The sequence below is a fragment of the Methylobacterium tardum genome, assembly GCF_023546765.1.
GTDB classification, from domain to species: Bacteria; Pseudomonadota; Alphaproteobacteria; order Rhizobiales; family Beijerinckiaceae; genus Methylobacterium; species Methylobacterium tardum.
Window position 1 is genome coordinate 1,811,876 of record NZ_CP097484.1, and the last position, 10,625, is coordinate 1,822,500.

Annotated in this window: 9 protein-coding genes (1 of these 9 cut by a window edge); 4 read left to right on the forward strand and 5 right to left on the reverse strand. The window is 71.4% G+C overall.

The window, feature by feature from the left end; all coding sequences use genetic code 11:
* Nucleotides 1-34: 34 nt before the first annotated feature.
* Nucleotides 35-1,306 (reverse strand): efflux RND transporter periplasmic adaptor subunit, encoded by a 1,272-nt coding sequence (locus tag M6G65_RS08480; RefSeq protein WP_250103819.1) that lies wholly within the window; start codon nucleotides 1,304-1,306, stop codon nucleotides 35-37.
* Between the two features lie 202 nt (nucleotides 1,307-1,508).
* Between M6G65_RS08480 and M6G65_RS08485 the strand changes: the two genes are divergently transcribed.
* The 3 genes from M6G65_RS08485 (at nucleotide 1,509) to purD (ending at nucleotide 4,489) form a co-directional block, all read left to right on the forward strand.
* The gene (locus M6G65_RS08485) at nucleotides 1,509-2,732 is read left to right on the forward strand and encodes an oxalate decarboxylase family bicupin (RefSeq protein ID WP_284042374.1); all 1,224 of its coding nucleotides are present in this window, start codon (nucleotides 1,509-1,511) and stop codon (nucleotides 2,730-2,732) included.
* 71 nt (nucleotides 2,733-2,803) lie between these two features.
* The gene (locus M6G65_RS08490) at nucleotides 2,804-3,118 is read left to right on the forward strand and encodes a hypothetical protein (RefSeq protein WP_238199011.1); all 315 of its coding nucleotides are present in this window, start codon (nucleotides 2,804-2,806) and stop codon (nucleotides 3,116-3,118) included.
* A gap of 96 nt (nucleotides 3,119-3,214) precedes the next feature.
* Nucleotides 3,215-4,489 carry a phosphoribosylamine--glycine ligase gene (gene purD, locus M6G65_RS08495; protein ID WP_238199012.1) on the forward strand — a complete coding sequence of 425 codons (1,275 nt, stop codon included), beginning with the start codon at nucleotides 3,215-3,217 and terminating at the stop codon, nucleotides 4,487-4,489.
* A 169-nt stretch (nucleotides 4,490-4,658) separates the two neighbouring features.
* Here purD and ggt read toward each other — a convergent pair whose 3' ends face one another.
* Entirely contained in the window at nucleotides 4,659-6,428 is a 1,770-nt protein-coding gene (ggt, locus tag M6G65_RS08500) for a gamma-glutamyltransferase (RefSeq protein WP_238199013.1), read from the reverse strand.
* Nucleotides 6,429-6,748: 320 nt separating this feature from the next.
* Nucleotides 6,749-7,759, reverse strand: coding sequence for a 1-aminocyclopropane-1-carboxylate deaminase (locus M6G65_RS08505; RefSeq protein ID WP_020095545.1), 1,011 nt, complete (start codon nucleotides 7,757-7,759; stop codon nucleotides 6,749-6,751).
* Nucleotides 7,760-8,010: 251 nt separating this feature from the next.
* Here M6G65_RS08505 and M6G65_RS08510 point away from each other — a divergent pair, with 251 nt between their 5' ends.
* Nucleotides 8,011-8,475, forward strand: coding sequence for an Lrp/AsnC family transcriptional regulator (locus M6G65_RS08510; RefSeq protein WP_238199014.1), 465 nt, complete (start codon nucleotides 8,011-8,013; stop codon nucleotides 8,473-8,475).
* A gap of 6 nt (nucleotides 8,476-8,481) precedes the next feature.
* On the opposite strand, the gene M6G65_RS08515 is transcribed toward M6G65_RS08510, so the two are convergent.
* Nucleotides 8,482-9,825, reverse strand: coding sequence for a replication-associated recombination protein A (locus M6G65_RS08515; protein ID WP_250103820.1), 1,344 nt, complete (start codon nucleotides 9,823-9,825; stop codon nucleotides 8,482-8,484).
* Nucleotides 9,826-9,885: 60 nt separating this feature from the next.
* Nucleotides 9,886-10,625, reverse strand: the 3' portion of a protein-coding gene (locus tag M6G65_RS08520; RefSeq protein ID WP_238199016.1) for a DegQ family serine endoprotease. The gene runs 706 nt beyond the window's last position; 740 of the gene's 1,446 nt are visible here — the last part of the coding sequence; its start codon lies off the right edge, out of view; its stop codon occupies nucleotides 9,886-9,888.

Consider the following 10,625-nt stretch of genomic DNA (forward strand, 5'->3'; position numbering starts at 1 on the left):
GACAAGGCTGGACAAGGCTGCCGGGCGCCGCCGCTCAGGCCCCGGCCCGGTCCTCCGGACGCAGGGTGACCCTGTCGCCGTCGCGCAGCGAGGCCGCCGGACCCACGACGACGCGCTCGCCGCCGCTCAGGCCGTCGCGCAGCTCCAGCAGCGTGCGGGTCTGGCGGAAGATCGTGACCGGGCGCATCCGCACCACGCCGCTCCCGTCGCCCGCCGGCTCGACCACCGCCACGCGGGTCCCGTGCTGGTCGAAGATCAGGGCGTCGTTCGGCACCGTCACGGCGGGCGAGACCCGCGGAATCTCCAGCGTGATGGTGATGTAGAGGCCCGGCCGCAGCGCGCCGTCGGGATTGGGGATGTCGACCTGCGTGACCAGCGTGCGCGCGGCGGAGAGCAGCGTCGTCGACGAGCGCGAGACCGTGCCGGGAAAGACCTTGCCGGGGATCTGCGCGACCTCGACCTTGGCGGACAGCCCGTCGCGGACGCCGTCCGCGGCGTAGAGCGGCACATTCACCGCCATGCGCAGCACGTCGTCCCGGTTCAGCGTCAGGAGCGGCGGACCCGTATTCGTGTCGGCCGTGACCGCGTCGCCGACATCGTTGTTGCGGGCCGTCACCACCCCGTCGAAGGGCGCGCGGATCTCCTCGAAGCCGGTCAGAACCTTCAGGCGCGCAACCTGCGCCTCCTGGGCGGCGATGTTGGCCTCAGCGACCTTCACGGCGGCCCTGGCGGCGTCGACATTGGCGGTCTGCGCCAGCACCCCGGCCTGGGACGTGTCGGCGTTCTGCCGGGTCTCGACCCCGGTGCCGGCCAGCGTCGAGGTCCGCCGGTTGGTCACGTCGGCGAGGTGGCGGTTGGCCTCGGCCTGATCGACCATCGCCCGCGCCTGGATCAGCGCCGCCTGGAGCTGCAGCACCTGCGACTGCGCCTGGACCAGCTGCTGGTCGAGGTCGGGCGCGCTGATCCGGAACAGCAGGTCGCCCTTCTTCACGTGCGAGCCGATATCGACCTTGCGCTCGGCGATGTAGCCGGTCGCCCGCGGATAGAGGCTGGCGGTGTCGAAGGCCTGGGTGGTGCCGGTCTGGGTCAGGCTCAAGGCGCCGGCGGCCCGCGCCGCGGTGGCGACCCGCACGGTCGGCGGCCTCGCCTCGGCCGTGCGCGGCGGGCTCGCCGCCCGGGACTGGTCCGGCCAGGATCGGTATCCGAGGAAGCCCGTAGCCGCCAGCGCCAGCAGGGCCAGCCAGAGGCGGCCGTGGGACGCTGGACGGCCGGCCCTGCCCGCGGCTGAACTGTCCCCGTCCGACATTCTCGCCCTCAGGTCGCGCCGCGCATCAGTTGTCGAACATGACGCCCGCCGGCCGGCCGGCCGGGACGCATCTGGCCCTGTCTTCAACACATAGACCGCGGCCGGGCTCCGGGCGAGATGCCGCAGCGCACGATCGGGGTCAGCCGCGGATCCCCCCGGCTCCCCTTCGGTTACCCTGCCAGACGTCAGGGACCGAGATGCGATGACCGAGATCTCCAGGCGCGCCATCATCGCCGCCGGCGGTGCGATGATGGCGGCTCCCGCCGCCGCGCAATCCTCCGGGCCGGCCGCGCCCCTCCCCGAGCGCGGCGGCAAGGGCGCCGACATCCTCGGTCCCCGGAACCAGCCCCGGGCCGCCGAGGAGCCGTTCACCCTGGCCCCGCCCGCCACCGACCACGGCACGATGCCGAACCTGAAATGGTCCTTCTCCGACAGCCACATGCGGCTGGAGGAGGGCGGCTGGGCGCGCCAGACCACGACCCGCGAGCTGCCGGTCTCCACCGCCATGGCCGGGGTCAACATGCGCCTCAAGGCCGGCGTGGTGCGCGAGATGCACTGGCACAAGGAGTCCGAGTGGGCCTACATGATCAAGGGCAAGGCCCGGATCACCGCGGTCGACCAGGACGGGCGCACCTTCGCGGACGATGTCGGCGAGGGCGATCTCTGGTACTTCCCGGGCGGCATCCCGCACTCGATCCAGGGCCTCGCGTCCGACGGTGTCGACGGCTGCGAGTTCCTGCTCGTGTTCGACGACGGCGGCTTCTCGGAGGATTCCACCTTCCTGCTGACCGACTGGCTGGCGCACACGCCCAAGGACGTGCTCGCCAAGAATTTCGGCCTGCCCGAGAGCGCCTTCGCGAAGATTCCCGAGAAGGAGCTCTACATCTTCCCCGGTCCGAAGCCCGGCCCGCTCGCGGCCGACAAGATGGGCGGCTCCGGGCCGGTGCCGAAGACCTTCAGCCACCGCATGCTCGCGCAGGAGCCGGTCCGCACCAGGGGCGGCAGCGTGCGCATCACCGATTCCACGGTGTTCCCGGCCTCGGTCACCATCGCGGCGGCCCTGGTCGAGGTCGAGCCCGGGGGCCTGCGCGAGCTGCACTGGCACCCCAACAGCGACGAGTGGCAGTACTACCTCTCGGGCCAGGGCCGGATGACGGTGTTCGGCTCGGAATCGAAGGCCCGCACCTTCGACTACCAGGCCGGCGACGTCGGCTACGTGCCCTTCGCCATGGGCCACTACATCGAGAACACCGGCGACACGACGCTGACCTTCCTGGAGATGTTCAAGAGCCCGCGCTACGCCGACATCTCGCTGACCCAGTGGCTGGCGCTGACGCCCCATCCTCTGGTCCAGGCCCATACCGGGCTGGATCCCAAGCTCGCCGAAGCCCTCCCGGAGACGAAATCGCCGGTCGTTCCGGGTTGACGCACCCCGGAACCCGGCCCGATCCTGGCGCGTCGGCGACGGTATAGACCAGTCCCGTCACGGAGAGAGTCATGCGCCTCGCGTCACGCGCGCTCCTCGCTCTGGCGCTCGCTCTCCCAGCGGGCACCGCCTGGGCGCAGGTGCAGCAGAACGACCCGAACGCCGCCAACGCGTCGTTCGCCCTGCAGAGCCAGATCCGGACCCTCAACCAGCAGCGGGTCACGGACTACAACACGCTGAACCAGTCGATCCAGCGGAACGCCCAGTTCCAGCCCCAGGGACCCTACCTGCCCTACCGGGGCGTCCATGTCGGTCGCCATATCGGCCGACACGGCATCGTGCCGCGGGGCGGGGGCATCAACACGAGCGTGTGCATCGGCTGCTGAGCGGCCCGGAACTCTGCGCAGAACGGGGAAAGCCCGAAAAAAACCTTTTCCCGCCGGCAGGCTTCGCCCAGAAGCTGGGCCCATGGTGGCGTGCGCATGAACATCCTGCTGATCGGCTCGGGCGGCCGCGAGCACGCTCTGGCCTGGCGTCTGGCCCAGAGCCCGCTCTGTACCCGCCTGTTCACGGCCCCCGGCAATCCCGGCACGGCCCGCCACGGCACGAATCGGCCGGACCTCAAGGTCACCGACCATGCCGCAGTGGCAGCGTTCTGCGCCGCGGAATCGATCGGCCTCGTGGTGGTCGGTCCCGAAGCCCCCCTGGTCGCCGGGCTGGTCGACGACCTGAAGGCGGCCGGGATCCGCGCCTTCGGGCCGACCCGGGACGCCGCCCGCCTCGAGGGCTCGAAGGGCTTCACCAAGGACCTGTGCGCCGCCTGCGGGATCCCGACCGCGGCCTTCGCGCGCTTCACCGCCCTGGAGCCGGCCCTCGCCTATGTCCGCCAGCAGGGCGCCCCGATCGTCGTGAAGGCCGACGGGCTGGCCGCCGGCAAGGGCGTCACGGTCGCCGAGACCTTGGACCAGGCCGAGGATGCGCTGACCGCCCTCTTCGAGGAGCCGGGTGCCGAGGTGGTGGTCGAGGAATGCCTGTTCGGCGAGGAAGCGAGCTTCTTCGCCCTGTGCGACGGGACCCGCGCGATCCCGCTCGGCACGGCCCAGGACCACAAGCGCGTGTTCGACGGCGACCGCGGCCCCAATACCGGCGGCATGGGCGCCTATTCCCCGGCCCGGGTCGTGACCCCGGAGATCGAGGCCCGGGTCATGGCCGAGATCATCGCGCCGACGCTCGCGGGCATGCGGGCGCGGGGCTGCCCGTTCACCGGCATCCTGTATGCCGGGCTGATGCTCACGGCGGACGGTCCCAAGCTGATCGAGTACAACACCCGCTTCGGCGATCCCGAGGCGCAGGTGCTGATGCCGCGCCTCGCCTCCGACCTCGTGCCGGCCCTGCTCTCGGCCTGCGAGGGCGACCTGTCCGGGGTGACGCTCGAATTCGACCCCCACCGGGCCGCCCTCACCGTGGTGATGGCGGCGGCCGGCTATCCGGGTGCCGTGGTGCGGGGCTCGGTGATCCGCGGGGTCGACGCCGCCGAGGGCGACGGGGTCCACGTGTTCCAGGCCGGCACCCGCGCCGAGGGCGGACAGCTGCTCGCCGATGGCGGCCGGGTGCTGGCGGTCACGGCTCTGGGCGACAGCGTCACCGACGCCAAGGCCCGCGCCTACGCGGCGGTGGCCCGGATCGACTGGCCGGAGGGTTTCTGCCGGCGCGACATCGGGTTCCGGGCCGTGGCGCGGGAGGCGGGCGAGGGCTGACCCTCGGTTCCGCGACGAAGGCTCCGCCCCCTCTCCCGGGACGACGCGGGCGAGCCCGACGCCGCGATCCGCTGATCGATCCGGGTCCGGCGCCGGTGGGGACGTCGGATCGCGGGCGCCGCGCCGCGGCCTGGCGTGACGGGCTCGTCCCGGTCGAGCCGTCCGCCCCCTACTCCCCCACCGCCGCGCCGGCCGGCCGTCGATTGTCGTTGGCGCCGTAGAGCAGGCCCGGCCGCATCCGCTCCGTGCGCGAGGCGTCGTTGCCCGACGACGCGGCCTCCGGAAGCACAGGCGCCGCGGCGCGGACCGCGATGAGTTCCTGTGCGCCCCAGGGCTTCTGCTCGACGATCATGTGGCCCATGCCCCGCAGGAGCCCCTGCGTGTCCGCCGAGAGCGCGAAGGGCTCGGCGTAGATCGTGTCGGGCAGCCACTGGTGGTGGATGCGCGGGGCGTCGACCGCCTCCTGCGGCTCCATGCCGAAATCGAGCATGTTGATCAGCGTCTGCGCGTTGATCGTGATGATCCGCGAGCCCCCCGGCGAGCCCGCCACCATCGCGACCTGACCGTCGCGCAGCACGATCGTGGGCGCCATGGACGAGAGCGGGCGCTTGCCCGGCTGGATCGCGTTCTTCGTCCCCTGCACGAGCCCGAACAGGTTCGGCACCCCGGTCTTGACCGTGAAATCGTCCATCTCGTCGTTGAGGAAGAACCCGGTGTCGCCGGCGATCACCCCGGCGCCGAAATAGCCGTTGATCGTGTAGGTCAGCGCGACCGCGTTGCCGGCCCTGTCCATCACCGAGATGTGGGTGGTCTCGGGCCGCTCCCGCGTCTCCGGGCCGGGATCCGGGCGGATCTCGACCGACGGGGTCGCCCGGTCCGGGCGGATCGAGGCCCGGAGCGTCTCCGCGTAGGCCGGCGACAGGAGACGGTCGACCGGGTTTTCCACGAAGGCCGGGTCGCCGAGCAGCAGGTTGCGGTCCGCGTAGGCGCGCCGCATCGCCTCGACCATCAGGTGCACGGTCCGGGCCGCGTTGAACCCGGCGGCCCGCAGGTCGTAGCCGTCGAGGATGTTGAGGATCTCACAGAGCGTGGTCCCGCCGGACGAGGGCGGGGGCGCCGACAGGATCGTCGCGCCCCGGTAGCGGCAGGTGAGCGGCTCGGACTGCGTCACCGTGTAGGCGGCGAAGTCGGCCGCCGTCAGCAGGCCGCCGCCCGCCCGGGAGGCCGCCTCCACGGCCTCCGGGATCGCGCCCCTGTAGAAGGCGTCCGCGCCGTGCTCGGCGATGGCCTGGAGGGTGCGGGCGAGGTCGGCCTGGACCAGCCGGTCCCCGGGCCGCCAGGGGCTGCCGTCCGGGCGCAGGAAGATCCGGGCGACGTTCGCTTGGCCCGCGAACACCTTCGTGCCGGATTCGAGGATGTCGGTGTCGCCCCGGGTCAGCACGAACCCGTCCCGGGCGAGCGCGATCGCCGGCGCCATCACCCGCGCCAGCGGCAGGGTTCCGTACGCGGCGAGCGCGGTGTTGAGGCCGAGCACCGTCCCGGGCACGCCGGCCGCCTTCCAGCCGCGCAGGCTCGCGCCCTTCACGACGTTGCCGGCCGCGTCGAGATACATGTCCCGGGTGGCGGCCGCCGGGGCGGTCTCGCGGAAATTGACGAAGCGGCTGCGGCCGTCGGCGCTGTGGAGCACCAGGAAGCCGCCGCCGCCGAGATTGCCGCAGCACGGGTTCACCACCGCCTCGGCGTAGGCCACCGCCACCGCGGCGTCGACGGCGTTGCCGCCGGCCTTCAGGATGTCGGCGCCCACCTGCGAGGCGAGGCGCTGGGACGAGACCACCATCCCGTTCTCGGCCTCGACGGCCGGCCCCGAGGCGGCCCAGGCCGGTGGGCCGCCGAGGGCGAGCAGGGCCGTCAGGAGCAGCGCGCGTGCCGGTGCGATCATCCCTGCCCTCTCCGGTGCGGGTCCCGCGCCGGCATATAGGGCGGGCGGAACAATTCGCGCGTGCCCGACCCTTCACACGCGCGACCTCATCCTGCGGCGCCGCACCTCAGGGTGAGGGGGGAGCGAAGGGAGGTGAGGGACCTGGCCGATCCGCCTCACTCGGTTTCGCTTGAACGCTTCGGTTGAGGTGCCCCTCTCCGTCATCACGAGCGCAGCGAAGTGACCCAGGGTCGCGCCACGTCAGGAAGCGTGGCGCTGTCTGGATTGCTTCGCTCCGCTCGCAAAGACGGCGGTGTCTAAGGTATCGACCGGAAACGGTATCAACCGTTGCGGAACGTGTAGCTGTAGCCGTTCAGCGCCGGCGCGCCGCCGAGATGGGCGTAGAGCACCTTCGAGCCTTTCGGGAAGAAGCCCTTCTTCACGAGGTCGATCATGCCCTGCATCGACTTCCCCTCGTAGACCGGGTCGGTGATCATCCCCTCGAGCCGGGCCGAGAGCCGGATCGCCTCCACGGTCTCCTTGGAGGGCACGCCGTAGACCGGGTAGGCGTAATCCTCGTTGAGCACCACGTCGTCGGCGACGATGTCGCCCGCGCCGACCAGGGCGGCGGTGTTCTGGGCGATGTCGAGGACCTGGGCCTTGGTCTGGGCCGGGGTGCAGGAGGCGTCGATGCCGATGACGTTGCGGGCGCGCCCGTCGGCCGAGAAGCCGACCAGCATGCCGGCATGGGTCGAGCCCGTCACCGTGCAGACCACCACGTAGTCGAAGCGCAGGCCCATCTCGGCCTCCTGCTTGCGGACTTCCTCGGCGAAGCCGACATAGCCGAGCCCGCCATACTTGTGCACCGAGGCGCCGGCCGGGATCGCGTAGGGCTTGCCGCCCTCGGCCTCGACCTCGGCGAGCGCCCGCTTCCACGAATCGCGGATGCCGATATCGAACCCGTCATCCACGAGCTGCGTCTGCGCGCCCATGATCCGCGACAGGAGGATGTTGCCGACCCGGTCGTAGACGGCGTCCTCGTGCGGCACCCAGGCCTCCTGGATCAGCCGGCACTTCATCCCGATCTTGGCGGCGACCGCCGCGACCATGCGGGTGTGGTTCGACTGCACGCCGCCGATCGACACCAGCGTGTCGGCCCCGCTCTTGATCGCGTCCGGCACGATGTATTCGAGCTTGCGCAGCTTGTTGCCGCCATAGGCGAGGCCGGAATTGCAATCCTCGCGCTTGGCGTAGAGCTCCACCTCGCCGCCGAGATGCGCGGTCAGGCGCTTGAGCGGCTCGATCGGCGTCGGGCCGAAGGTCAGGGGATAGCGCTCGAATTTGTCCAGCATCGGGTCTCTCCGAATCTCGGGGCGTGTCCGGGGGCAGGAGCGGTCTCCGCCCGGCCCGGACGCGTCGAAGCGAGGCCTCGGGGACGGCCCGGCGCGAGGCCCGGCTCCGTCTTCGAGGCGCAGGGAAAGCTACCCGATCCGCGATGAAAGGTGCTCTCGATCTTTCCGCTCAGACATCCAGTGACTTGCGCCGCTGAGCCCCTTGCCTGCAGAGAATTCCGGATCGCGCGCCATTTCTGAAAGAATCGTCCATGTCCGCAGGGCTCGACCGAATCGACCAGAAGATCCTCCGCCTCCTTCAGGCGGATGGGCGCATGGCCAATGCCGAGATCGCCGAGCGGGTCGGCACCAGCGCGGCCACCTGCCACCGCCGGATCCAGCGCCTGTTCGCGGACGGGTTCGTGCGGGCGGTCCGGGCGCTGATCGACCCGATGCGGGTCGGACGCGGCACCCTGGTCTTCGTCGGCGTGGTGCTCGACCGCTCGACGCCCGAAAGTTTCTCGGAGTTCGAGGCGGCCGTGCGGGCGATCCCCGTGCTCCTCGACTGCCACCTCGTGGCCGGCGACTTCGACTACATGCTGAAGATCCGGGTCTCCGACATGGCCGACTTCAACCGCCTCCACAGCGCCACGCTGATCGGTCTGCCGGGGGTGCGCCAGACCCGGACCTTCTTCGTGATGAAGGAGGTGATCGACAACGCGCCCCTCGACCTGTGAGGCCGCCTACCCCTCCCCGCGCCGTTCCTTGCGCAACGCCTCCCACCGTTCGAGCCGCTCGGCGAGGCGACTCTCGTAGCCGCGCTCCGTGGGCTGGTAGAGGTACTGGCGCCCCAGCGCGTCGGGCCAGTAATCCTGGCCCGAGAAGGCGTCGGGCTCGTCGTGATCGTAGCGGTAGCCCTCGCCGTAGCCGATCCGCTTCATCAGCTTGGTCGGCGCGTTGAGGATGGTGCGCGGCGGCGGCAGGGAGCCCGCTTCCTTGGCGAGGCGGGTCGCGGCCTTGTAGGCCTCGTAGACCGCGTTCGATTTCGGCGCGCAGGCGAGGTAGATCGCCGCCTGGGCCAAAGCCAGCTCGCCCTCGGGGCTGCCCAGGAAGTCGAACGCATCCTTGGCGGCGTTGGCCACCACCAGGGCCTGCGGGTCGGCGAGGCCGATATCCTCCACCGCCATCCGCACCAGCCGGCGGGCGATGAACAGCCGGTCCTCGCCGGCATCGAGCATCCGGCAGAGATAATAGAGCGCCGCGTCGGGATCCGAGCCGCGCACGGTCTTATGGAGCGCCGAGATCAGGTTGTAGTGACCCTCCTGCGCCTTGTCGTAGATCGGCGCCCGCCGCTGGACGATGGCCTGCAGGGCCTCAGCGTCGAGGGTCTCGCCCGGTTGCGCCGAGCGCCAGACTTCTTCCGCCAGGGTCAGGGCCGCCCGGCCGTCGCCATCGGCCATGCGGACCAGCACGCCCCGCGCCTCCTCGGTCAGCGGCAGGGCCTCGCCCGTCAGCGCCTCGGCCCGGACCAGGAGCCGCGCGATGGCGCCCGGGTCGAGCGCCCGGAACAGCAGAACCCGGGCGCGGGACAGGAGCGCCGCGTTCAGCTCGAACGAGGGGTTTTCCGTCGTCGCGCCCACCAGCGTGACGGTCCCGTCCTCCATCACCGGCAGGAAGGCGTCGAGCTGGGCCCGGTTGAACCGATGGATCTCGTCGACGAACAGCAGGGTCCCCTGCCCGGTCGCCCGGCGCTTGCGGGCGGCCTCGAACACCTTGCGCAGGTCGGGCACGCCGGAGAAGATCGCCGAGATCTGCTCGAAATGCAGGTCGGTGCCCTGGGCGAGCAGCCGCGCCACCGTGGTCTTGCCGGTGCCGGGCGGTCCCCAGAAGATCAGCGAGCCGAGAGTCCTTCCGCGCAGGAGGCGGGTCAGGGCCCCGCCCTCCCCGGTCAGGTGCTCCTGGCCGACGACCTCCGACAGGTTCTGCGGGCGCAGGCGGTCCGCGAGAGGACGGGCGGCCGCGGCGCCGGGGGCGCGGCCGGAATCCGGCGCGGAGGGCGGCTCCGCGGAGGCGAACAGGTCGGACATCCGCGCATCAACACCGGGGCTGAGCCCCGGCGCAAGCGGGTCGCCCGCGATCGCGCGGGATCAGCCCCCGAACACCGAGGTCAGGACCTCGCCGTTACGGTTGATCGCGACCTCCCAGGAATTGAGGCTGTTGCGGGTGACCCGATCGAGATCCTTGGTGGTCGCGATCGGCACGCCGTTCACCGCCACGATCACGTCACCCTTCTGCAGCCCGACCCGGGCCGCGATGGAATTCTCGTCCACCGCCTGCACGGCCACGCCGTCCGTCTGGAAATCGACCTGCATCTCCTCGGCCACGGCCGGCGAGGTGTTGACCAGCGTCGCGCCCAGGAAGGGCGAGCGGGTCTTCACCTTGAGCGCGTCCCGCGGGCGCGTCTCCGGCGCGGGTGCCAGCTTGACCGAGACCGCCTGCCGGGTCGTGCCGCGCAGGATCCCGAACCGGGCCTGGCCCTGCACGCCCTTGAGGGCGAAGCGGTAGCCGAACGCCTCCGGATCGGCCACCTCCTGGCCGTCGACCGTGAGGATCAGGTCGCCGCGCTTCAGCCCCGCCTCCTCGGCCGGGCTCTTGGGCTGGAGGCTCGCCACCAGCACGCCCGTCGGGTGATCGAGGCCCATGCTGTCGGCGATGTCGGGGGTGACGCTCTGGATGCGCGCCCCGAGCCAGGGCCGGCGCACGACGCTCGCCCCGTCGCGGGCCGCGTCGACCACCGCCTTGACCATGCCCACGGGAATCGCGAAGCCGATGCCGTGGCTGCCGCCGGACTGCGAGTAGATCGCGGTGTTGATGCCCACGAGCTGGC